General features: G+C 69.5%; 20 protein-coding genes, 1 tRNA gene and 1 rRNA gene. 3 read left to right on the top strand and 19 right to left on the bottom strand.

Features of this window, described 5'->3' with window-relative positions; genetic code table 11:
• Positions 1-195: 195 nt before the first annotated feature.
• Positions 196-269 (bottom strand) — tRNA-Pro (locus ABW16_RS19410).
• 150 nt (positions 270-419) lie between these two features.
• Here ABW16_RS19410 and ABW16_RS19405 point away from each other — a divergent pair.
• Positions 420-2108, top strand: a complete 1689-nt coding sequence (locus tag ABW16_RS19405) for a patatin-like phospholipase family protein (RefSeq protein ID WP_082134217.1) — start codon at positions 420-422, stop codon at positions 2106-2108.
• Positions 2109-2113: 5 nt separating this feature from the next.
• On the opposite strand, the gene ABW16_RS19400 is transcribed toward ABW16_RS19405, so the two are convergent.
• Complete coding sequence (locus tag ABW16_RS19400) at positions 2114-2896, bottom strand: sulfite exporter TauE/SafE family protein (protein ID WP_047320827.1); 783 nt, start codon at positions 2894-2896, stop codon at positions 2114-2116.
• A 60-nt stretch (positions 2897-2956) separates the two neighbouring features.
• Here ABW16_RS19400 and ABW16_RS23980 point away from each other — a divergent pair, with 60 nt between their 5' ends.
• Positions 2957-3391: a hypothetical protein gene (locus ABW16_RS23980; protein ID WP_052957009.1), complete on the top strand. Its 435-nt coding sequence runs from the start codon at positions 2957-2959 to the stop codon at positions 3389-3391.
• Between the two features lie 9 nt (positions 3392-3400).
• Here the strand turns inward: ABW16_RS23980 and der are convergent, their stop codons facing one another.
• The 6 genes from der to ABW16_RS19365 are packed head-to-tail and all read right to left on the bottom strand — an operon-like array spanning position 3401 to position 8717.
• Positions 3401-4807, bottom strand: a complete 1407-nt coding sequence (gene der / locus ABW16_RS19390) for a ribosome biogenesis GTPase Der (RefSeq protein WP_047320876.1) — start codon at positions 4805-4807, stop codon at positions 3401-3403.
• The gene (gene cmk, locus ABW16_RS19385) at positions 4804-5496 is read right to left on the bottom strand and encodes a (d)CMP kinase (protein ID WP_047320826.1); all 693 of its coding nucleotides are present in this window, start codon (positions 5494-5496) and stop codon (positions 4804-4806) included. Before cmk ends, der begins: the two co-directional genes overlap by 4 nt.
• Positions 5493-6248 carry a pseudouridine synthase gene (locus ABW16_RS19380; RefSeq protein ID WP_047320825.1) on the bottom strand — a complete coding sequence of 252 codons (756 nt, stop codon included), beginning with the start codon at positions 6246-6248 and terminating at the stop codon, positions 5493-5495. The genes cmk and ABW16_RS19380 overlap by 4 nt, the downstream gene beginning before the upstream one ends.
• The gene (gene scpB, locus ABW16_RS19375) at positions 6248-7024 is read right to left on the bottom strand and encodes an SMC-Scp complex subunit ScpB (protein ID WP_082134223.1); all 777 of its coding nucleotides are present in this window, start codon (positions 7022-7024) and stop codon (positions 6248-6250) included. The genes ABW16_RS19380 and scpB overlap by 1 nt, the downstream gene beginning before the upstream one ends.
• Positions 7025-7038: 14 nt before the next feature.
• The gene (locus ABW16_RS19370; RefSeq protein WP_047320824.1) at positions 7039-7863 is read right to left on the bottom strand and encodes a segregation/condensation protein A; all 825 of its coding nucleotides are present in this window, start codon (positions 7861-7863) and stop codon (positions 7039-7041) included.
• On the bottom strand, positions 7860-8717 hold the full coding sequence (locus tag ABW16_RS19365; protein ID WP_047320823.1) for a ParA family protein: 858 nt from the start codon (positions 8715-8717) through the stop codon (positions 7860-7862). The genes ABW16_RS19370 and ABW16_RS19365 overlap by 4 nt, the downstream gene beginning before the upstream one ends.
• A 112-nt stretch (positions 8718-8829) precedes the next feature.
• On the opposite strand from ABW16_RS19365, the gene ABW16_RS19360 reads away from it, so the two are divergent.
• Positions 8830-9585 carry an O-methyltransferase gene (locus tag ABW16_RS19360; protein WP_047320822.1) on the top strand — a complete coding sequence of 252 codons (756 nt, stop codon included), beginning with the start codon at positions 8830-8832 and terminating at the stop codon, positions 9583-9585.
• A gap of 104 nt (positions 9586-9689) precedes the next feature.
• Here ABW16_RS19360 and xerD read toward each other — a convergent pair whose 3' ends face one another.
• From xerD to rrf, 11 genes are all read right to left on the bottom strand, one after another.
• A complete protein-coding gene (xerD, locus tag ABW16_RS19355) occupies positions 9690-10646 on the bottom strand; it encodes a site-specific tyrosine recombinase XerD (RefSeq protein ID WP_047320821.1) in 957 nt (318 codons plus the stop codon).
• Positions 10643-11266 carry an NUDIX domain-containing protein gene (locus tag ABW16_RS19350; protein ID WP_047320820.1) on the bottom strand — a complete coding sequence of 208 codons (624 nt, stop codon included), beginning with the start codon at positions 11264-11266 and terminating at the stop codon, positions 10643-10645. Before ABW16_RS19350 ends, xerD begins: the two co-directional genes overlap by 4 nt.
• Complete coding sequence (locus tag ABW16_RS19345) at positions 11259-13067, bottom strand: CTP synthase (RefSeq protein WP_047320874.1); 1809 nt, start codon at positions 13065-13067, stop codon at positions 11259-11261. Before ABW16_RS19345 ends, ABW16_RS19350 begins: the two co-directional genes overlap by 8 nt.
• A 141-nt stretch (positions 13068-13208) precedes the next feature.
• Positions 13209-14150 carry a copper transporter gene (locus tag ABW16_RS19340; protein WP_047320819.1) on the bottom strand — a complete coding sequence of 314 codons (942 nt, stop codon included), beginning with the start codon at positions 14148-14150 and terminating at the stop codon, positions 13209-13211.
• A gap of 37 nt (positions 14151-14187) precedes the next feature.
• Positions 14188-15369 carry a putative cytokinetic ring protein SteA gene (steA, locus tag ABW16_RS19335; RefSeq protein ID WP_047320873.1) on the bottom strand — a complete coding sequence of 394 codons (1182 nt, stop codon included), beginning with the start codon at positions 15367-15369 and terminating at the stop codon, positions 14188-14190.
• A gap of 111 nt (positions 15370-15480) precedes the next feature.
• Complete coding sequence (gene recN, locus ABW16_RS19330) at positions 15481-17265, bottom strand: DNA repair protein RecN (protein WP_047320818.1); 1785 nt, start codon at positions 17263-17265, stop codon at positions 15481-15483.
• Between the two features lie 13 nt (positions 17266-17278).
• Complete coding sequence (locus ABW16_RS19325) at positions 17279-18211, bottom strand: NAD kinase (RefSeq protein WP_047320817.1); 933 nt, start codon at positions 18209-18211, stop codon at positions 17279-17281.
• Positions 18208-19014: a TlyA family RNA methyltransferase gene (locus tag ABW16_RS19320; RefSeq protein WP_047320816.1), complete on the bottom strand. Its 807-nt coding sequence runs from the start codon at positions 19012-19014 to the stop codon at positions 18208-18210. The genes ABW16_RS19325 and ABW16_RS19320 overlap by 4 nt, the downstream gene beginning before the upstream one ends.
• Positions 19015-19021: 7 nt before the next feature.
• Positions 19022-19198, bottom strand: coding sequence for a hypothetical protein (locus tag ABW16_RS26810; protein ID WP_167344300.1), 177 nt, complete (start codon positions 19196-19198; stop codon positions 19022-19024).
• A 28-nt stretch (positions 19199-19226) separates the two neighbouring features.
• Positions 19227-21284, bottom strand: a complete 2058-nt coding sequence (locus ABW16_RS26940; RefSeq protein ID WP_233424815.1) for an HAD-IIA family hydrolase — start codon at positions 21282-21284, stop codon at positions 19227-19229.
• A 165-nt stretch (positions 21285-21449) separates the two neighbouring features.
• Positions 21450-21562 (bottom strand): 5S ribosomal RNA (gene rrf / locus ABW16_RS19310).
• Between the last annotated feature and the right edge of the window lie 5 nt (positions 21563-21567).

Here is a 21567-nt window from a genome sequence, read left to right as displayed (position 1 = left end):
CACGGGCCCGCCCTTAAGCATCGCGCCCTGACTGGTTGTTCACACCATCGAAGTCTGACAACGTACGTCGCACCACGTCTCGTGCGGACAGACATGCCGAGCCGATGCCGCGGTGGTCCCAGATTGGTCCCAAGACATCCGGCTGCGCTCCGCTCCACTGAACAATCATCGCAGTTCAAAGCACATTTCACACTGTCGGGCTGACAGGATTTGAACCTGCGACCACTTGACCCCCAGTCAAGTGCGCTACCAAACTGCGCCACAGCCCGCCACCGCCGCAACATCTCCGGCAGCAGGTCGAAAGCCTACCGCACGGCCGCGGGTGTCCCGAATCCGCGTGAGGACACCTTGACCGCGTAGGCTCGGCCACGCGGGACTGCCCCCTCGGCAGCGCGACTACCCCTCAGGAATCACCACTTATGCAGCTTCCCCCCTCGCAGCAGTGGTCGGCCATGCCCGACCCCACGGACCCCACAGACATCCCCGAGACCAGCGGCGACCCCGCCGTCACCGACGAAGTGGTCGACGTCGCCGACACCGGCGACACCGTTCTGCTGCTGCAGAAGATGGAAAACCGCCTCATCCGGCACACGCTGCGCCGGCCCGACGTGCTGAGCGCCGAGCAGCTGCGCCGGCTGCGGTATCTGCTCAACTTCGCCCGGCTCGACGACTTCGAGCCCGGCGCCGCCGGCCCGGGCGGCGCCCGCGGCCGCGGCGACGTCGCCGTCGGCGCGGAGCTGGCCGGGTGGCGAGCCAAGGTGGCCGATGCGCTGCGCGGCCCACTGCGCGTAGAGCGCGACCCGGTGATGGCGTTGGTCGCCGCCCGTGACACCCTGGGCACGCTGGCCCCCGAGCAGGACGAACAGCGCCGCCTGCTGGCCGAACGCCACGGCAATGACTTCTCCCTGGCCGAGCTCGACGCGGAGGTGGGCCACAAGAAGCTGGTAGCCGTCCTCGGCGGGGGTGGCGGCGCCGGCTTCGTCTACATCGGCGGGATGGAGGCCCTGCTGGAGTCCGGGGCGGTGCCCGACTACCTGATCGGGTCCTCCTTCGGTTCCATCCTGAGCTCGGTGGTCAGCCGCACCTTGCCGGTGCCTATCGACGAGTACGTCCAGTGGGCCAAGACGGTGTCGTTCCGCGCCATCCTGGGGCCCGAGCGGCTGCGCCGCCGCCACGGCCTGACCGGTGTGTTCGCCTTGAACTTCGACCTGTTCGCCGACGCGATGTTCCGCCGCGAGGACGGCGCGCCGATGAAGATGTCGGATCTGGAGATTCCGTTCGATGCGGTGGTGGCCGGGGTGCGCCGCCAACCGTTTGCGGCCCTGCCGGCACGTTATCGCAACCAGAGCCTGGCCGGCCTGCAGTTGCGGTCCTTCCCCTATCTGTCGATCGGCCTGGGCCCGCAGGTGGCGACGCGGATGTGGCAGACGGCCGCCTTCATCGACCCGCGGGTGGTGACCCCGATCGTGATCGGCGGCGACAACCCGGACCGCGACGTCAACGTCGTTGATGCGGCGTCGTTCTCCTCGGCGATCCCCGGGGTGTTGCACCACGAGCCCAAGGATCCGGCGATGGAGCCGATGTTCGACGCGCTGCTGGCCGACAACGACGTCGGCGCCCTGGTGGACGGTGGCGCGGCCAGCAATGTGCCGTTGGAGCTGGCTTGGAAACGAGTCCGCGCGGGCCGGTTGGGCACCCGCAACGCCTGCTACCTCGCCTTCGACTGCTTCCATCCGCAGTGGGACCCCAAGCACCTGTGGCTGGTGCCGATCACCCAGGCGATCCAGTTGCAGATGGTGCGCAACGCGCCTTATGCCGACCATCTGGTCCGGTTCTCCCCGACGCTGTCACCGGTCAACCTGGCGCCGTCCGCGGCAACCATCGACCGGGCCTGTCATTGGGGACGCAAGAGTGTCGAGCATGCCATTCCGGTGGTTTCCGCACTGCTGCAACCGGTCTGGTGGGAAGGCACCGAGCCCGCGGTGGTGACCCCGAAGGCGGCCGCGCAACCGGAGCACCCGCACGCCGCGTCGATGGACGAGGTGATGGCCTCGGCCCGGGCGCCGCGCAGCCGCTGGGAACGGTGGCGTAGGCAGAACCCCGCCTGAGCCGGCTAGACCGTCAACAGCCGGTACAGCCCGATCAGTCCGACCACCAGGATCACCGCGCGCAGCGCGTTCGGAGACAACCGGCGCCCGTAGTGACCGCCCAGGTAGCCCCCGATCAGCGAACCAACGGCGATCAATCCGGCTGCCGGCCAACTGATCCGGTCGAAAGCCGTCGCGATGTAGGCCGCCGCGGCGACCACATTGACGATCAGCACCAGCAGGTTCTTCGCGGCGTTCATCCGCTGCATCGACTCGGGCAGCAGCACCCCCATCACGCCGATCAGCAGAATTCCTTGGGCCGCAGCGAAATAGCCGCCATACACGCCGACAGCGAAAGTGCCGATTGCTAACGCCGCCAGCCGACCATCGCTGAGCTGATCGGTCGAGCGGCCCTCGGCCGCCGCGCGGCGCTGCGCCAACGCCTGAATCTTCGGGCCGATCACCACCAGCGCCAGGGCACCGACCAACAGCGCCGGGACGACCCGGTTGAACACGCTCTCGGGCAGGTGCAGCAGCAGGTACGCCCCGAGCACCGCGCCCAGCAGCGATCCCGGTATCTGCCATCGCAGTCGATCCCACTGGCCGCGCAGTTCGCGACGGTACGCCCAAGTGCTGGAGATGCCGCCGGCCACCAGGCCGATCGCATTGGAGATCGTCGCGGTCAGCGGCGCAAAACCCAGCGTCACCAAGGTCGGAAAGGTGATCAACGTGCCCGAGCCGACCAGGGAGTTGATCACCCCGGCGCCCACCCCGGCCAGGATGATCAACACCATCTGCGATACCGGCATTTGCAGCACCCTACGCTGATCGTGCGCAGGGCTAGGGCAGCCGAGCTGAGAGGTGACGCGATGATCGGCATTACGGGAAAGCGGGCGGTCGGTGCTGCCTGCGGGCTGCTGTTCCTCCTCGGAGCGCCGCCGGCGGCCCAGGCCGCCCCGGAGGTGCCGTCAGGCCCGTACGCCTTCACCGCCCAGCACGGGCCGTCGCAGCGGGCCGCGACGTGGACGTTCACCCCGTGCGGCGCGACGTGCACCACCGTCGACGCCGAACGCTGGCTGCAGAACGCCGAATTTCATCTCAACGGTGGCCGCTGGGAGTACAGCGGGCGGGGCAGCATGGACTGCCCGGTGGATCACACCCCGCTGCCGGTGTCGAAGACGGTCAGCTTCGACGCGGTGACGCTGGCCGGGCAATGGACCACCGCAACCCTGGAGCCGTGCGGCCGCGGGCCGGCCGGCGGGGTGGTGGGGCAATGGGACTTCCAGCTGACCAAGGCCGGCTAACTGGAGGGGTCAGCGAGAACGCTTGGGGCCGCGCTTCTCTCGCACTCGCACATTGATCCGGATCGGGCTGCCCTCGAATCCGAACGTCTCGCGCAGTCGCCGCTCCAGGAACCGGCGGTAGCCGGCCTCGAGGAATCCCGATGTGAACAACACGAACGTCGGCGGACGCGACGTCGCCTGGGTGGCGAACAGGATGCGCGGCGCGCGGCCGCCGCGTGCCGGCGGCGGGGTCGCGGCGACCACCTCTTTGAGCCAGGTGTTGAGCTGCCCCGTGGAGATCCTGGTGTCCCAGGAAGCCAGCGAGGTCTCCAGCGCAGGCACCAACTTCTGTACCGCGCGACCGGTTTTCGCGGAGATGTTCACCCGCGGCGCCCACGCCAGCCGGGCCATGTCCCGGTCGATCTCTTTGTCCAGCAGGTAACGCCGGTCTTCGTCGACCAGGTCCCACTTGTTGTAGGCCAGCACCACCGCCCGGCCCGCCTCGACCACCATCGAGATCACCCGCTGATCCTGCTCGGTCAGCGGCTGCGACGAATCGACCAGCACGATCACCACTTCGGCGGCGTCGATAGCGCCGTGGGTGCGCACCGAGGCGTAGAACTCGTGTCCGCTGGCCTGCCCGACCTTACGGCGCAGCCCGGCGGTGTCGACGAAACGCCAGATCTTGCCGTCCATCTCGATCAGCGAGTCGACCGGGTCGACGGTGGTGCCGGCCACATCGTGCACCACCGAACGCTCGTCGCCGGCCAACCGGTTCAGCAGCGAGCTCTTGCCCACGTTGGGTTTGCCGACCAAAGCCACCCGGCGCGGGCCGCCTCCCCCGCCGGCGGTTTCGGCCACCTCGGGCAGCTTGGCGATCACCTCGTCCAGCAGGTCGGCCACTCCGCGTCCATGCAGTGCACTGATCGTGAACGGCTCGCCCAGTCCCAGCGACCACAGTGCCGCCGCGTCGGATTCGGCTCGCTCACTGTCAACCTTGTTGGCGGCCAAGAACACCGGCTTGCCGGACCGGCGCAGAATCCGCGCGGCGGCCTCGTCGCCCGCGGTCGCGCCCACCACCGCGTCCACCACCAGAATCACCGCATCGGCGGTACGCATGGCCACCGCGGCCTGCTCGGCCACCAGCTGCTGCAGACCCTTGGCGTCGGGTTCCCAACCGCCGGTGTCCTGCACGACGAATCGGCGGCCGGTCCACAGCGCGTCGTAGGACACCCGGTCTCGGGTCACCCCGGGCAGGTCCTGCACCACGGCTTCGCGCCGGCCCAGGATCCGGTTGACCAGCGTCGACTTGCCGACGTTGGGCCGGCCCACCACAGCCACCACCGGCGGCGGGCCGGAGTCTTCGACAAGATCGTCGAAGCCGCCGTCTTCGCCGATCTGCCAGTCGCTTTCGTCGACCCAGGTTCCGTCACTCATCGGATCGCCCCGCAATGCTGCTCAACCAGGTCCCGCAGGTGGTCGACCACCTGGTCCTGGGTCATGTCTCCGGTGTCCACGATCACCGCGTCGTCGGCGGGCCGCAGCGGCGACACCGCCCTCGTGGAATCCATCTCGTCGCGGCGAAGCACGTCAGCCAGCACGCCGGCGTAGTCGTCGCGCAGTCCGGCCGCGATGTTCTGGTCATTGCGCCGCCGGGCGCGGGTCTCGGCCGAGGCGGTCAGGAAGATCTTCACGTCGGCGTCGGGCAGCACCACGGTGCCCACGTCACGGCCTTCCACCACCACGCCGCCGCCTTGCGCGGCCAACTGCTGCTGCACGGCGACCAGCCGGCTGCGCACGGCGGGAACCGCCGCCACGGCCGACACCGCGCGGGTCACCTCGTCGCCGCGGATCTCTCGCGAAACGTCTTCGGCGCCAAGAAAAGCGCGATCGCCGTCGGGTTGGGAGTCCACCGAGACCTCGACACCCTGCGCGACCGCGGCGATGCCGTCGAGGTCATCGAGGGCGACACCGGACCGCAGCACCGCCAGCGTGACGACGCGGTACATCGCACCGGTGTCCAAATAGCGTGACCCCAGCGCCTTTGCCAATCCCCGCGCGACCGTGGACTTTCCGGTACCGGCCGGCCCGTCGATGGCGACGACGGCCGCACTGACCGGGCTCACAGACCGACTGCCTTATACAGTTCCCCGATTTCCTTGCGGGTCAACGCCCTGATGCTGCCGGGACGCTGCTCCCCCAGCGCAACCGTGCCGATGTCGGTGCGCACCAACTCCTGGACCGGAAATCCGACCGCCGCCAGCATCCGCCGCACGATCCGCTTGCGGCCTTCGTGCAGCGTCACCCGCACCAGGGACTTGCCGGGCACGGCGTCCACCACCGCGAAATCGTCGACGTTCGCCGGCCCGTCGTCGAGTTCGACGCCCTCGCGCAGCTTTTTGCCCAGCCCGCGCGGGACGGTGCCCAGCACGGTGGCCACGTAGGTCTTGGGCACCTGATACGACGGGTGCATCAGCCGGTGCGCGAGTTCGCCGTCGTTGGTCAACAGCATCAGGCCCTCGGTGTCGGCGTCGAGGCGCCCAACGTGAAACAGCTTGGCGTCACCGCGAACTCGATGTTCGACATAGTCGCCGATGCACGGCCGCCCGCGGTCGTCCGACATCGTCGAATGCACCCCGCGCGGCTTGTTCAGCGCCAGGTAGACCCGGGTGTCATCGACGGTCACCCGCGCCCCGTCGACCCGGATGACCGATGCGGCAGGGTCCACTCGGGTGCCCAGTTCGGTCACCACCTGACCGTCCACTTCGACCCGGCCGTCGCGAATCATCCGCTCGGCCACCCGGCGCGAGGCGACCCCGGCCTGCGACAGCACCTTCTGCAGGCGCACTCCGTCTTGTTCTTCGTCCGGCCACGCCATCAGAGGTGGTCCACATCGAAGGTCAGCGGCTGATCGGCCGCCGGCGCACCGCCGAGTTTCATGAAACGCGGTTCGCTGTCCAGGGTTTCGCTCATTTCATCGATCACGTCGACATCAGGCAGCAGCGGCGCGATGTCGGGCAGGTCGGTCAGTGACGACAGGCCCAGCCGTTCCAGGAACAGCTCGGTGGTGGCGAACGTCACGGCCCCGGTGTCGGGGTCCGTGCCCGCCTCGGTGATCAAGCCGCGCGCCACCAAGGTTCGGATCACCGCGTCGACGTTGACGCCGCGCACCGCGCTGACGCGGGCCCGCGTCACGGGCTGGCGGTAGGCGACTACGGCAAGGGTCTCCAGCGCGGCGCGGGTCAGCTTGGACCGGGCGCCGTCGAGCAGTAACCGCTCCACGTACGGCGCGAACCGGGCGCGGCTGTACAGGCGCCAGCCGCCGCCGGCCTCACGCAGGTCGATGCCGCTGTCGCGTTCGGTGAACTCTTCGGCCATCGTCCGCAGTTTGGCCGTGATCCGGTAGACCGGCTGGTCGGTGGCGGCCGCCAGGGCCTCCACGGTCACCGGGGTGTCCACCACCAGCAGCAGGGCCTCGAGCACCGATCCCAGCTCGGAGTCCTCGAGCTCGGGTGCCAGGGCGACGTCGATCCCCAGATTGGAGCCCGACGTCCCGGCCGTTTCCTCGGCGGCCTCGTGGTCTTCCACAGCGTCGGCGGCCTCGGGAGCCTCGAAGTCCTCCGGCACTTCGGAGTCGGGCACGTGGTCAGTCATCAATTCGTCTCGCACTACTCGGCCGATTCTGCTTTCACCAGGTCTTCATTGGTGGGACGTTCCCCCGTCCACGACACCTGGAGCACACCAAGTGGTTCTGACTGCTCAAATGCTACCGCCCGGGCCCGATACAGTTCGAGCAGCGCTAGGAAGCGGCCGACGATCTCGATCGGCGCCTTACAGTCGGCGACCAGTTCGGAGAACGACGCCCACTGCCCCGTGCCGCGAGCCTCCAAGAGCCGCAACACCACACCGGCTTGCTCGGGAACCGACACCATCACCTGATGCAGGTGCCCGAGGCCCACCACCGGCGCCGGACGCGGGGTGAACGCGGCCGCCGCGATCTGGGCGAAGGACTCGACGTCGACGCCCAGCATCACTTCGGGGAGCAGGTTGGCATACCCGTCTTCCAGCGACACCGCGCGCGGATAGCTGCGCAACGCGGCGGCTTCGAGCTCGGCGAACATCTGCGCGACGTGTTTGAACGCCCGATATTGGAGCAGCCGCGCGAACAGCAGGTCGCGGACCTCGAGCAACGCCAGGTCTTCTTCGTCGTCGACCTGGCCGGCCGGCAGCAGCCGGGCCGCCTTGAGGTCGAGCAGCGTCGCGGCGATCACCAGAAAGGCCGTGGTCTCCTCGAGCTCCAGCTGCGCGCCGACGTCGCGGGTGTAGGCGATGAAGTCGTCGGTGACCTGGTGCAGAGCCACCTCGGTGACGTCGAGGCGATGCGCGAAGATCAGCTGCAGCAGCAGGTCGAACGGACCCTCGAAGTTGGTCAGCCGGACCTGGAAGCCCTGCGCGTCATGTGGGGCGTCGGCCGTCTCAGTGTCGGAGTTCACGCGCCGAATCGGTCGATGACTTCGCGGGCCAGCGCACGGTAGGCCTGTGCACCCCCGGATTTCGGAGCCCAGGTGGTGATGGGCTCGCCGGCCACGGTGGTCTCGGGGAAGCGGACGGTACGGGTGATGACCGTGTCGAACACCAGGTCGCCGAAGCGCTCCACCACCCGCGCCATGACCTCGCGGGAGTTGACGGTGCGCGGGTCGTAGCGAGTCAGCAGGATGCCGCTGATCTCCAGCTTCGGGTTGAGCCGGTCGCGGACCTTGTCGACGGTGTCGGTCAACAATGCCAGCCCGCGCAGCGAGAAGTACTCGCACTCAGTCGGGATCACCACGCCGTCGGCGCAGGCCAGACCGTTGACGGTGAGCAACCCCAGCGACGGCTGGCAGTCGATCAGCAGGTAGTCGTAGCGGTCCAGCACCGGGGTCAGCGCCCGCGCCAGGGAATGCTCCCGACCCACCTCGTTGACCAGCTGAATCTCGGCTGCGGACAGGTCGATGTTGGAGGGCACCAGGTCCAGGTTCTCCACCCCGGTGTGCACGACCACGTCGTCGATGCCGACCCGAGGTTCGACCAGCAGGTTGTGCACGGTGTGCGCCAGGTCGTAGTGCGGCACGCCGAGCCCCGCCGACAGCGCACCCTGCGGGTCCAGGTCCACCAGCAGCACCCGGCGGCCGTACTCGGCCAGCGCGGCACCGAGGTTGATGGTGGAGGTCGTCTTGCCGACGCCGCCCTTCTGATTGCACATCGCAATGACCTTGGCCGGCCCATGTGTCGAACGGGGCTGCGGCTCGGGGATATTCCGCGGCGGACGCCCGGTCAAACCGACGCCCGAGGTGTCGTCGTCGCTCATGGCCGGACCGGCGCTGTGGTGGCGGACATCCGCAGAAGTCTAATAGGTGACGGCCGTCTGCATTAGCCACATGACCAGTGATTGCGGCGCCGGCGGCCATAGGATCGCATCCATGAGCCTCAAACGACGTTTCCCCTTCCTGCGGTGGTCGTTCCTGCGGATGGCAACCGGTGGGCGCAACGTCGTCACAACAGGGCAGATCGGCGACGGCCGCGAGGCCGCAGCGGTCGACTTCGTGCTGGCCAACGCCCGCGTCGGCGATATCGACGACGTGCTCGCCCGCATCGATGAGTTCGCCTACGAGAAGTCTTTGCTGATCAATATCGGCGACGAGAAGGGCCTGCTGTTGGACGCCGCGGTGCAGCGGGTCAATCCGGCGTTGGCGCTGGAGCTGGGCACCTACTGCGGTTACAGCGCGCTGCGGATTGCCCGCGCCGCACCGGCGGCGCGGATCTACTCGATCGAGCTGGCCGAGGCCAACGCCGCCAACGCCCGGCGGATCTGGGCGCACGCCGGGGTGGCCGACCGGGTGACCTGTGTGGTGGGAACCATCGGTGACGGCGGGCGCACGCTGGACACGTTGACCGCTAAGCACGGTTTTGCCGCCGGTGGGCTGGACTTCTTGTTCATCGACCACGACAAGACCGCCTACCTACCCGACTTGCAGGCGATCCTGGACCGGGGGTGGCTGCATCCGGGGGCGGTCGTGGTGGCCGACAACGTCAAGGTGCCGGGGGCGCCGCGTTACCGCGAGTACATGCGGGCTCAGCAGGGCGTGCTCTGGGACACCAGCGAACACCGCACCCACGTGGAATATCAGAGCCTGCTCCACGACCTGGTGCTGGAGTCGACCTATCTGGGCGGTTAGTTCCCTGCGCGAGCGTGCGCAGACTGACAGTTTTTGCGGCGTGTCGGCGTACAGACCCGCACTCTCGCGCCAGGAAACTCTCGCGCCAAAAGAAGCCAAAAGAACTAGCGGGCGCGGGGGTGGGCGCCGGCCCACACCTCGCGCAGGGCGTTGACGGTGACCAACGTGTAGATCTGGGTGGTGGTCACCGAGGCGTGGCCGAGCAGCTCTTGCACCACCCGCACGTCGGCGCCGCCGTCGAGCAGATGGGTCGCGAACGAGTGTCGCAGGGTGTGTGGTGACACCTTGGCGGTGATCCCGGCCCGCTCGGCGGCGTCCTGCAGCACCTGCCAGGCGCTTTGGCGCGACAGCCGCCCGCCCCGGGCGTTGAGGAACACCGCCGCGGTACCACGGCCCCGGCCCGCCAGATCGGGGCGGCCCCGCACCAGGTAGGCATCCAGCGCCGCCACCGCCGGCCGGCCCACCGGCACCAATCGCTGCTTGCCGCCTTTGCCGTGCAACAGCACCGATCGGTCTGCGACGTCGATGTCGTCGAGATCCAGGCCGACAGCCTCCGAGATACGAGATCCGGTGGAGTACAACATTTCCAGCAGGGCGCGGTTGCGCAGCGTCAACGGCCCGTCCGAGGCACTGTCACCGCCGGCGCCGGCCAGCAGCGCCGCCACCTCGTCGATAGTCAGGCTCTTGGGCAGCCGCCGTCCCGGGGTCGGCGGCTTGACCGAACGCGCCACGTCGGCCGCCACCAGTCCCTCGGCGGCGGCGAACCGGTGCAGGCCGCGCACCGCGATCAGCGCGCGCCCCGCCGAGACCGCGGACAGGGCGGGCACCCCGTTGTCCGGGTCGCCGCGACGCAACGTCACCAGAAACTCGGTGACATCGCCTTCGGCGACGCCGGCCAGGTCTTCGATCCCGCGGGCCAGCAGGTGCTCGCGGTAGCGGCGCAGGTCGCGCCGATAGGAACTCAAGGTGTTGGCGGCGACCCCGCGCTCGATGGTCAGGTGGTCCAGATACCCCTGCAACTGCCCGTTGAGCGGGCACACCGGCTGGGTCGCCGCGGTCATGGCCGGTTCTGCCTGGCGGCGAACGCGGTCGGTCGGTCGACCCACTCGGCGCCGGTGTCACGCAGCTCGGCGAAGCCCTGACTGTGGACAAAGGCGGCCAGGATCCCCGCCACCGCAATGGCATTGACGATCTCACCGGAAAACACCATCCGGGCCGCCTCGGCGATCGGATACCACTCGAGTTGCAGATCGGCCTCTTCGTCGTGGGCCTCCGGGCGGTCCACCTCGGTCAGGCCGGTGGCCATATACACCCGCACCGACTCGTCGGAAAAGCCCGGGGTGGAGACCAGGTCGACCAGCACCTGCCAGGTACTCGCCGTCAGACCGGCCTCCTCGACCAGTTCGCGGCCCGCGGTCAGGTGCGACGGCTCGCCACCGACGTCGAGCAGGCCGGCGGGCAGTTCCCACAGCCGGCGGCCCAGCGCGTGGCGGTACTGGTAGATCAGCGGGATCCTGCCGTCGGCATCCAGGGCGACCACCGCCACCGCCCCGAAGTGCTCCACCACGTCCCGGGTGGCCGTCGCGCCGCCCGGCATCAAGACCTCGTCGCGGCGCAGCGCAAAGATTTTGCCGCTGTGCAGCAGCTGCGACGACGTGGTCTCGAAGACGTGGTCAGCCACGGGTGACGTGTTCCGGCAGCGCTTCTTGCAGTGGGTCGGTCAACGGCTGGGCGCTGCCGCCATGCCCCTCGGCACCGTTCTGAGCGTCTTCGTGCTCAGCACCGTGAGGTTCATGGGCGTGCTCGGGGATCTCCACCGGCAGCCGCTCGGCCGCCTTGTAGTCCATCGCCGCGCCGATGAACGCGGCGAACAGCGGATGCGCCCGGGTGGGCCTGCTCTTGAGCTCGGGGTGCGCCTGGGTGCCCACCAGGAACGGGTGCACCTCGCGGGGGTACTCGACGAACTCCACCAGCTTCCCGTCCGGGGAGGTGCCGGAGAACCGCAGCCCGCTCTCGGCGATCCGGTCGCGGTAGGCGTTGTTGACCTCGAAGCGGTGCCGGTGCCGTTCGGAGACCTCGGTGGCCTGATATGCCTCGGCCACAATCGAATCCGCTTCCAGCACGGCGGGATAGGCGCCGAGCCGCATGGTGCCGCCGAGGTCGGCGGTGCCGGCGACTGCCTCCTGCTGGTCGGCCATGGTTGCGATGACGGGATCGGGCGTGTCGGGGTCGAACTCCGCGGAACTGGCGTTGGTGATTCCGGCCAGGCGGGCCGCCTCGATCACGATGCACTGCAGACCCAGGCACAGTCCCAGCACCGGCAGGGCGTGGGTGCGGGCGTAGGTGATGGCGCCGATCTTGCCCTCGATGCCGCGGATGCCGAACCCGCCGGGGATCAGCACGCCGTGCATCTCCCCCAGCGCGGCGGCCGCGCCGGCGGGGGTTTCGCAGGCATCGGAGGCCACCCAGTGGATCTCGACCTTCGCGTAGTGGGTGAAGCCGCCGGCCCGCAGCGCCTCGGTCACCGACAGGTACGCATCCGACAGGTCGATGTACTTGCCCACCAAAGCAATTCGCACAGTCTCGTGGGGTTCGTGGACGCGGCGCAGCAGCTCGTCCCACTCGGTCCAGTCAACGTCCTTGAACGGCAGGTTGAGCCGACGCACCACGTAGGCGTCGAGTTCTTCGCGGTGCAGCACCTTGGGGATGTCGTAGATCGAGGGCGCGTCCGGGGTGGAGATCACCCCGTCGATGTCGACGTCGCACATCAGCGCGATCTTGTTCTTCAGTGCCTCGGGGACGTTGCGGTCGCAGCGCAGGATCAGCGCGTCGGGGGTGATGCCGATGCTGCGCAGCGCCGCCACCGAGTGCTGGGTGGGCTTGGTTTTGAGTTCTCCGGACGGGGCCAGGTAGGGCACCAGCGACACGTGCAGGAAGAACACGTTGTCCCGTCCGACGTCGTGGCGGATCTGCCGGGCGGCTTCCAGGAACGGCTGCGACTCGATGTCGCCGACGGTGCCGCCGATCTCGGTGATCACCACGTCGGGGCGCACGCCGTCGGCGTCCGGTTCCGACATGGCCAGGATGCGGCGCTTGATCTCGTCGGTGATGTGCGGGATCACCTGCACGGTGTCGCCGAGGTATTCGCCGCGGCGCTCCTTGGCGATGACGGTCGAATAGACCTGGCCGGTAGTCACATTCGCCGAACCGGACAGATCGCGGTCCAGGAATCGCTCGTAGTGGCCCACGTCGAGGTCAGTCTCGGCACCGTCCTCGGTGACGAACACCTCGCCGTGCTGGAACGGATTCATCGTTCCGGGGTCGACGTTGAGGTAAGGGTCCAGCTTCTGCATGGTGACCTGCAGTCCCCGGGCGATCAGCAACTGGCCCAGGCTACTTGCGGTCAAACCTTTACCTAGCGAGGACGCAACTCCGCCCGTGACGAAGAGATGCTTCGGCTCGGTTTGCGGATGCTTTCGCAGTGGTGGCAACACCAACCTCCGTGACGACGGCGCAGGATCTGAGGGCCTGCCGACCCACGGAATCTCACCCTAACATCGACACGGCGTCTCGGCTCCAGACACGCCCACCCGCGCCCGGACACCGCCTGTGATACGTCGGCCTTATTGCGCCAGCGTGACCGACCCGGCGCCGTGGCCGATGCCGTACTGGCCCGGCTGTCCACCGCCGATCAGGCTGCTGACCGCCATGACGGTGGTGATCCGGCCCGACTCGATGTCCACGTCGTCGACGGTGCTGATCGTGCCGGCCACCGCGGAATCGGTGCGGGCCATTGCCACCGCCGCGGTGCCCGACGCCGACCCGTCCCGGCCGGCCAGGACCGTCGCCGAGCCGTGCGGGGCCAGTGCCGCGGCGAACCGGGCCACGCTCAGCCCACTGGTGCCGGCGTCTTCGGGCAGCGCCCCGCCGGTGAGCACCACGGCCGAGTTGGCCGCGGGGAAACGCTCTTGGGCGTAGGTGATGAAGCCGGTGTCGCGCAGCGCGGCCAGCACGGTGCCACGCGCGGCGTCGTCGGCGGGCGCGATCGTGGGGTTGCGGTTGATCAGCAGCGCGATCCCGAGCAGATCACCGGTCTGCGCGTCCTGGTCGACGAGGTTGGTGCTCAGTTGGGCGCCGGCCGGCACGATGCCGGACTCCAGCACCGCACGCAGCTTTTCCTCGGCGTTGCCGTCGACGAACTGGGCCGTCAGTGTCACCGTTCCGGTGACGGTTCCGCCGGCCTGCCCGATGATCCGCGAGACCGCCTCGACGTCGCCGTCGACGGCATCGGGGGTCCGGAAGATCACCGTGGATTTGCCGTTCAGCGCGTCGCGCACGATCCGGGGGGCCATCTGGGCGTCGAAATCGTTGGCGTTGCTAAGCCGCTCACCCAGCGCGTTGTGCTGTTCGTGCAGCGCGTCGATCTGCTCCCGCAGATCCTGCTTGTCGGACTGCAGCCCGGCCATCAACGGGCCTGACAACAGCCCGGAGCCGAGCACGACGCCGAACACCAGTGCCAGCAGCACTGCCGTCAGCGACATCGCGTGGTAGCGAGGGGTGATCATTGCGGTGCCGACCCCGATTCTTCTTAGTCGATCCCTGTTAGGTCACCCAGTGCCGCAGCCACTGCGACAGGTGGTGCCAGTAGTTGCCGAGCCACTCGAGCACCACGGCGTCCGTACGCGAGATCCACAGCGCGACGATGATCGCCATCAGCATGGTCAGCACCAGCAGCGCGATCGCGCCGGCCGAGATCCGGTTGCGGTAGAGCGTGGCGACCGCCCGGGCGTCCACCAGCTTTTCGCCGACCTTGAGCCGGGTCATGAACATCGACGGGTTGGTCAGCTGGCGGGTCCGGTCGAAGAACGTCTCGATGTTGGCGGTGTGCCCGGCGGTCACCAGCAGCGCCGCACCGTGGTGATCGGCCAGCAGCAGCGCCAGGTCCATCGCGGAACCGGCGGCGGGGAAGGTCATGGCACCGACACCCAGGTCCTGGATGCGCTCCAGACCGGGTGCGTGGCCGTCGGCGTCGGCGGGCAGCACCACCTGCGAGCCGCACCGCAGCACCTCGGCGCTCATCTGGTCGGGGTCGCCGACGATCAGCTGCGGGCGGTAGCCGGCCTTGCGCAGCACGTCGGCTCCGGCACCGACGCCGATCAGCACCGGCTGGTACTCCTTGATGAACGGTTTGAGGCACTTGAGGTCGTCGACGGCGCCGGCTTCGTCACCGACCAGCACCACGTGGCGGCGCCGCAGGTCGACGTCGATCTCGGGGATCCCGATCCCGTCGATCAGCAGCGGGCTCTCGCTGCGGATGAACTCGATGGTGTTGCCGGCGAAGGACTCCAGGTGGGCCACCAGCCCGCTCTTGGCCTCGATCATCATGTCGGCGATCTCGACGTCGCTGCGCTCGACGCCGCGGGCCAGCCGGCGGTCGCCGGAGTACACGGCGCCGTTGTAGAGGCGGACCTTGGCGCCGTCCCGGATCTTCTTGAACACCGTGGGTCCGGCTTCGTCGATCAGCGTGACCCCGTTGGCGACCAATACTTCCGGCCCCAGGTTGGGGTAGCGCCCGGAGATCGATGCCGAGGCGTTGACGACGCCGGCGATCTGGGCTTCCACCAGCGCGTCGGCGGTGATCCGGTCCAGGTCGAGGATGTCGAGGACCACGATGTCGCCGGGGCCCACCCTGCGCAGCAGTCGGTCGATGTCGTGGTCGACCCGAGCCGTACCGACGAGACCGGGCCGAGCGGTGTTACGAGACAGCAGCGCAGACATCTTCATGGGCGCGATTCTGTCCGGGAAGTCGTGTGAATCCGGGGAGGCGCGCCGTAACACCAGCCCCAGAAGTTTCATCACGTCACATCAGTCACACGGCGCTGACCTGTCGTCGCCCTAGCTTTCGGAGCCGGCGCCCCGATCCTCCTGCGCGGCATCCAGCAGCTCTCGCGCGTGAGCCCGGGCGGTGTCGGTCTCCCCCAGCCCGGCCAGCATCCGCGCCAGCTCGCCGACCCGGTCGTCGTCCGCCAACCGCCGGACCCCGCTGGCGCCCTGTCGCCCGGTGGGCTCGACCATCAGGTGCACGTCGGCATAGGCCGCGACCTGCGGCAGGTGCGTCACCACGATGACCTGGTGGGTGCGGGCCAAGCGGGCCAGCCGCCGCCCGATCTGCACCGCGGCCCGTCCCCCCACTCCGGCGTCGACCTCGTCGAACACCATCGTGGTGCCGGCCGAGTCCCGCGATGAGGTGGCCAGCACCACCTCCAACGCGAGCATCACCCGCGACAGCTCCCCGCCGGAGGCGCTCTTGGCCAGCGGCAGCACCGTCATGCCGCGGTGCGGGGCCAGCCCGAACCCCACGTCATCGATACCGTCGGCGCCCGCGTGCACGGTCTGTCCCGACGGCAACCGCAATGCGGACGGGTCCTCGGCGGCGGCCGGGCCGGTGCTCACCCCGATGCTGAATTCGGCATCGGCCATCGCCAACCCGGACAGTTCCGCACTGACCGCCTTGGCCAGTCCACCGGCCGCCTTGGTGCGCGCGGCACTGAGGTCGGTGGCGGCCTTGGCCACCTCCTCGCCCAGCGCGTCGACACGGCGGGCCAACTCGGCGAGTGCTTCTTCGGAGACGTCGAGCTGGGTCAGGCGCTCCCGGGATTGCGCCGCCCAGGCCAGCACCCCGTCGATGTCGGCGGCGTATTTGCGGGTCAGGCTGCGCAGCTCGGCCTGCCGGGCCAGCTTGGCATCCAGCGCGTCGGCGCCGGTGGGCAGATCCTCGAGATAACTGCCGAGCTCGCGGGCCACGTCGCCCACCACGGTGAGCGCCTCACCGAGCTGATCCCCCAGCGCCTGCAGCACCGTGTCGTCGGTGGTGCTCAACGCCGTCTTCGCCTGCCCCAGCCGATCGGTTGCCGAGCTCGGCCCGTCCGCTGCGTCAACTGCTTCGTCGGCGCCGGCCAGGGCCGCCCGCGCGCCGGCGGCCGCGGCGCGCAGCGCGTCGAGCTCGGAGAGTCGCCGGATCTCGGTGGTCAGCGCGTCGTCTTCCCCGGCGCGGGGGTCGACGGCATCGATCTCGCGGAGCGCGAACGTGAGCCGGTCGGCTTCCTGAGCCAGTTCCCGGGCGCGGTCGCGGCGTTCGACGAGCTCGCGCCGGGCGGATTGCCAGGCCTCGCGGGCGGCACGGTAGCGCTCCAGCCGGGGACCGACCGCGGCGTAGCGGTCCAGCGCCGCACGCTGTTCGTCCGGGCGCATCAACCGCAGCTGGTCGTTCTGGCCGTGCAGCGTCAACAGGCTGCCGGTGAATCCGGTCAGCGATTTGGCGGGCACCCCGCGACCGCCCAGGTAGGCCCGCGAAGGGCCGTCGCGGCTGACCGAGCGGGCCGCGATCACCGTGCCGTCCTCGTCGCGCTCCGCCCCGGCGGCCTCCAACAGCTCGTCGATCTGCGCGGCCGCGGCCTGCGCCAGGTCGGCGGTGCAGAACCTGCCCTCCACCACGGCACGGGCGGCGCCGGAACGCACCCGGTTGGCGTCGGCGCGAGCACCGCCGAGCAGGTGCAGCCCGGTGACCACCATCGTCTTGCCGGTGCCGGTCTCGCCGGTCAGCACGGTCAGTCCCCGGTCGAATTCGGCGGTGGCTGCGCTGATGGCGCCCAGGGACTCGATACGGATCTCAGTCAGCACCGGGAGCGCACCCCTACTGTCCCCGCCAGCCGGTGACGGGCAACCGGAATTTGCGCACCAGGCGGTCGGTGAACGGCGAGCGGCCCAGCCGCGCCCACTTCACCGGGGTGACGCCGCGCTGCACTTCCAGGCGCCCGCCGGCCGGCACCAGCATTTTGCGGCGACCATCGCAGAACACCAGCGCGTTGTGGCCGTCGCTTTCGACTTCGATCGCAATGGTCGATTCGGGGCTGGTGACCATGGGCCGGGCGAACAGCGCGTGCGCGTTGTTGGGCACCACCAGGATGGCGTCCAGGTCCGGCCAGAGCACCGGTCCACCGGCGGAGAACGCGTAGGCGGTGGATCCGGTGGGGGTCGACACCAGCACCCCGTCGCAGCCGAACGTCGACACCGGCCGGCCATCCACCTCCACGACGACGCCCAGCACGCCCAGCCGCGGGCCCTTCTCCATGCTGGCCTCGTTGAGCGCCCACCCGCTGTCGATGATCTCGCCGTCGGCGCGCACCACGACGTCGAGCGTCATCCGGTCTTCCACCCGGTAGTCGCGGGCGATGATCTTGTCCAGGACCTGGTCGATGGTGTCGGCTTCGGCCTCGGCCAGAAAGCCGATCCGGCCCAGGTTCACGCCCAGTACCGGGATGTCGGCGCTGCGAGCCAGTTCGGCGGCGCGCAGGAAGGTCCCGTCACCGCCGAGAACGAGCACCAGTTCGCAGCCCTCGGCCGCCCCGTTGTCGGGGTCCACCAGGTCGATCGCGACACCGAATTCGCGGCCGTCGTCAGAACCCGCGTGCAGCGCGCCCTTGTCGACGGCTTCGGCGGTCAGCACCCGCAGCGCGATGCCGTGTTCGTCAAGCACCTTCTCGACGCGGCGAGCGGTGTCGGTGGCCTCTTCACGCCCACTGTGCACCACCAGCAGCACGGTGCGTTGACGATCTCCACTGGTCATTGCGGACCCCTCGCGACGGCATCCTGCACGGCCGCGCGCAACGCGTCACCGGTCAGCGGCGCGGCGGCGGCACGCAGGTGCAGAAAGTATTCGACGTTGCCGGACGGTCCCGGCAGCGGACTGGCGGTGACGGCGACGGTGCCCCACCCCAGTTCTTCGGCGCGGTGCGCCACCGATAAGACCGCGTCTGCCCGCAGGACCGGGTCGGACACCACACCGCCGGAACCCACCTGTTGTCGTCCGACCTCGAACTGTGGCTTCACCATCGGAACGATATCGGCGTCCGGTGACGCGCAGCCAGTCAGCGCGGGCAACACCGTGGCCAGCGAGATGAACGACAGGTCAGCGACGATCAGCTCCGCGGGCCCGCCGACGGCCTCCACCGTCAGGCCGCGGACGTTGGTGCGTTCGATGACCACCACCCGCGGGTCGGTGCGCAGCGACCAGGCCAACTGCCCGTAGCCGACGTCCACGGCGACCACCCGGGCCGCACCCCGATCCAGCAGCACTTCGGTGAATCCGCCCGTCGAGGCACCGGCGTCCAGACACTGTCGGCCGGCCACCGCGATGCCGAAGGTGTCCAGCGCACCGATCAGCTTGTGCGCCCCGCGAGACACCCAGCTGCGTTCGCCGTCGTCCAGCACGGCCAGCGCCGCGGTCAGCGCCACGGCGGTGGCCGGCTTGACCGCCGGGATGCCGTCGATGGTGACCTTGCCGGCATCGATCAATTCGGCGGCCTGCTGACGAGACCGCGCCAAACCGCGCCGGACCAGTTCGGCGTCGACGCGAGCACGCCGCGACATGCCTGACTCAGCCCTTCTCTACCGACTCCAGCGCCCGCACCAACACCTGGTGGGCTTCTTCGAGCCGCTGCGCCAAGGCGTTGAGATCGCTGTGGGCCGGCAGGTCGGCCAGCTCGGCGTCCCCCGGTAGCTCGGCCAGCAGTGCCGCGATGCGTGCTCGGACGTCCTCAATCTCACTGTTCATGGGTGCCACTCACGCTAGTCGATACCGCTTAAGGCCACGTGCCGAGCAGCGACCACTGTTGCAGCGCCGCATCCGCGGTGCCATCGGCAGCCGCGACCGTGAACGGGCGCCCGGCCAGCTCGGCGTCGGCCACCGCGGACGCGAGCGCGCGGACCACCGACAGGCCATCGCCGTCGTCTTCCTCGGGTTGCGCAGCGGCGACGGTGACGGTGGTGCCGTCCACCTGTAGGTCCCAATACGGCTGCGGGCCGATCGCCAGCCGGCCGGCGTCGACGTTGAGCGCCCGCAGGTCATGGCCGAGGTAGGTCGGGCGACGCTCGGCAGCAGCGCCGACGGCGTCACGTGCGGAGCTCACCCCGGTGAGCACCATCAGGCTGGGCAGCCCGGCGGCGTTGGCGGCGGCGATGTCGGTGTCGAGCCGGTCGCCCACCACCAGCGGGGCGTAGAACTCGCCGCGGGCCAGTGCAGCAGTCAGCAGCGCCGGGCCCGGTTTACCGGCCACCTGCGGCTCGGCGTCGGTCGCGGCGCGAAGAGCGGCCACCATGGAACCGTTCCCGGGCAGCAGACCGCGCTCCGACGGCAACGTGTTGTCGACGTTCGTCGTCATCCACAGCGCCCCGGCCCGGATCGCCAGAGCCGCCTCGGCCAGGTCGGCCCAGCCCAGCTCGGTGGAGAGGCCCTGGATGACCGCCGCCGGTTCGTCGGAGGCCAGGCGCACCGCCTCCAACCCGACGGCGCCGATCTCGGCGGCCAGCGAGTCGGTGCCCAGCACCAGGACCCGCGCCCCGGCGGGAAGTTGGGCGGCCAGCAGGCCTGCCGCGATCTGGCCGCTGGTGACGACGTCCTCTGCGGTGGCGGTGAAGCCCAGCTGGTTCAGATGTGCCGCGACCTCGTCGGCGCCGCGCGACGAATTGTTGGTGATGAACAGCGCTCGGCTCTGCAGCTCGGCCAGGGTCTCGACAGCGCCGTCAGTGGGTTCGCCACCGCGGAACACCGTGCCGTCGAGATCCAGCAGCAGGCAGTCGTATTCCTCGGCCAGCGTGGCGCCGCCACCGAGCTCCGCGATGCGGTCCTCCACATCGGTGATGCCCTCGGTGTCGGCCGCCGCGGCGCGCAGGAACCACTCCAGCGCCTCGCCTTGGCGGCCGAGCGCCACCAGCGTCTCGGCGTGCGCGTAGTGCAGCCGGGCCACTGTCGAGCCGGTCCGGTCGGGGTCCGCCGGCGCCGACGACAGCACCGTCAGGGCCTGCTCCAACTGGCCCAGGTCGGCGCGAGCACCGGCGGCGACGATCCGCATCTCGTCGGCCTCGTCACCCTCGAGCTGTTCGGCATCCGGGCCGGTGGCCAACTCGATCGCCCGCTGGGGGCGACCCAGGCCGCGTTCGCAGTCGGCGATCAGCGGCAGCAGCGCGGACTTGCTGCCCATCCGCCGGGCCGCCCGCAGCTCGCCCAGCGCCTGCGACCAATCCCCGCACTGATAGGCGGCGATCCCGACGGCTTCGCGGACCGCGGTGATCCGCGTCGACCGGGACCGGGCCGCCTTGGCATGCCGCAGTGCGGCCTCGGGGTCGTCGTCGAGGAGCATCCCGGCAGCGACCAGGTGGCAGGCCACCGCGTCGGCGGTGACCCGGTTGAGCGTGCTCAGCTCCCGGCGCACTTCCGGAGCCAGCTGCTTGGGCTCGATTCCCTCGGGCAGCGGCGGATCGTCGTAGCGCGGGGTGGTCTCCTCGCCGGCAGCTCGCGGAGGTCGCGGCGTACTGTCCTGGTCCCGCCGTGGCCGCGCGGAACGGTCGTAGTCCCGCGGGGGCCGGGCGGCACCGTCGCGTTCCCGCGCCGGCCGCGAGACGCCGTCGCGGTCCCGAGGTGGCCGCGGACTGCCATCGCGGTCGCGCGGCGGCTGCGAACGACGATCACGATCCGGTCCCGCGCCCCGCGGTGTCCGGCGCTGATCACCGGCTCCCCGGAACGAACCACCACCGGACTGCCCAGGACGGCTCCCGGATTGCCCGGGCCGGCCTCGTCGCCCGGCATCCCCGGAGCCCCTGCCGCCCCGCGGCCCGTCGCCGCCATTGCCGTGTTCGGCCACCTCGCGCCCTCCGGTCGTAACAGTGCTACGGCAAAAGGATACGGCGGGGATCGCCGACCTCTTGACACGGTCGCATTTACGCGATCTGTTCGCGCAAAACATAGAACATGTGGAAAATGCCTGTGCCCCCCAACTGTTGTTGGGGGGCACAGGACTTTAAATTGTGTTCGGCGGTGTCCTACTTTTCCACCCGTGTGGGCAGTATCATCGGCGCTGACAGGCTTAGCTTCCGGGTTCGGGATGGGACCGGGCGTTTCCCTGTCGCTATTTCCGCCGTAACTCT

This window comes from Mycolicibacter heraklionensis (genome assembly GCF_001021505.1).
Classification (GTDB): domain Bacteria; phylum Actinomycetota; class Actinomycetes; order Mycobacteriales; family Mycobacteriaceae; genus Mycobacterium; species Mycobacterium heraklionense.
This window is presented reverse-complemented; position numbering and strand designations above follow the sequence as displayed.

Bases quoted from the DNA above. Each gene is read 5' to 3' on its own strand.
- xerD (WP_047320821.1), bottom strand. From the start codon at position 10,646: ATGACCGCGGCGACCCAGCCGGTGTGCCCGCTCAACGGGCAGTTGCAG.
- scpB (WP_082134223.1), bottom strand. From the start codon at position 7,024: ATGACTGACCACGTGCCCGACTCCGAAGTGCCGGAGGACTTCGAGGCT.
- ABW16_RS19340 (WP_047320819.1), bottom strand. From the start codon at position 14,150: ATGATCACCCCTCGCTACCACGCGATGTCGCTGACGGCAGTGCTGCTG.
- steA (WP_047320873.1), bottom strand. From the start codon at position 15,369: ATGAAGATGTCTGCGCTGCTGTCTCGTAACACCGCTCGGCCCGGTCTC.
- der (WP_047320876.1), bottom strand. From the start codon at position 4,807: ATGAGTGACGGAACCTGGGTCGACGAAAGCGACTGGCAGATCGGCGAA.
- ABW16_RS23980 (WP_052957009.1), top strand. From the start codon at position 2,957: ATGATCGGCATTACGGGAAAGCGGGCGGTCGGTGCTGCCTGCGGGCTG.
- ABW16_RS19365 (WP_047320823.1), bottom strand. From the start codon at position 8,717: ATGAGCGACGACGACACCTCGGGCGTCGGTTTGACCGGGCGTCCGCCG.
- ABW16_RS19380 (WP_047320825.1), bottom strand. From the start codon at position 6,248: ATGGCGTGGCCGGACGAAGAACAAGACGGAGTGCGCCTGCAGAAGGTG.
- ABW16_RS19405 (WP_082134217.1), top strand. From the start codon at position 420: ATGCAGCTTCCCCCCTCGCAGCAGTGGTCGGCCATGCCCGACCCCACG.
- ABW16_RS19400 (WP_047320827.1), bottom strand. From the start codon at position 2,896: ATGCCGGTATCGCAGATGGTGTTGATCATCCTGGCCGGGGTGGGCGCC.
- ABW16_RS19360 (WP_047320822.1), top strand. From the start codon at position 8,830: ATGAGCCTCAAACGACGTTTCCCCTTCCTGCGGTGGTCGTTCCTGCGG.
- ABW16_RS19320 (WP_047320816.1), bottom strand. From the start codon at position 19,014: ATGTCGCGGCGTGCTCGCGTCGACGCCGAACTGGTCCGGCGCGGTTTG.
- ABW16_RS26810 (WP_167344300.1), bottom strand. From the start codon at position 19,198: ATGAACAGTGAGATTGAGGACGTCCGAGCACGCATCGCGGCACTGCTG.
- ABW16_RS19325 (WP_047320817.1), bottom strand. From the start codon at position 18,211: ATGACCAGTGGAGATCGTCAACGCACCGTGCTGCTGGTGGTGCACAGT.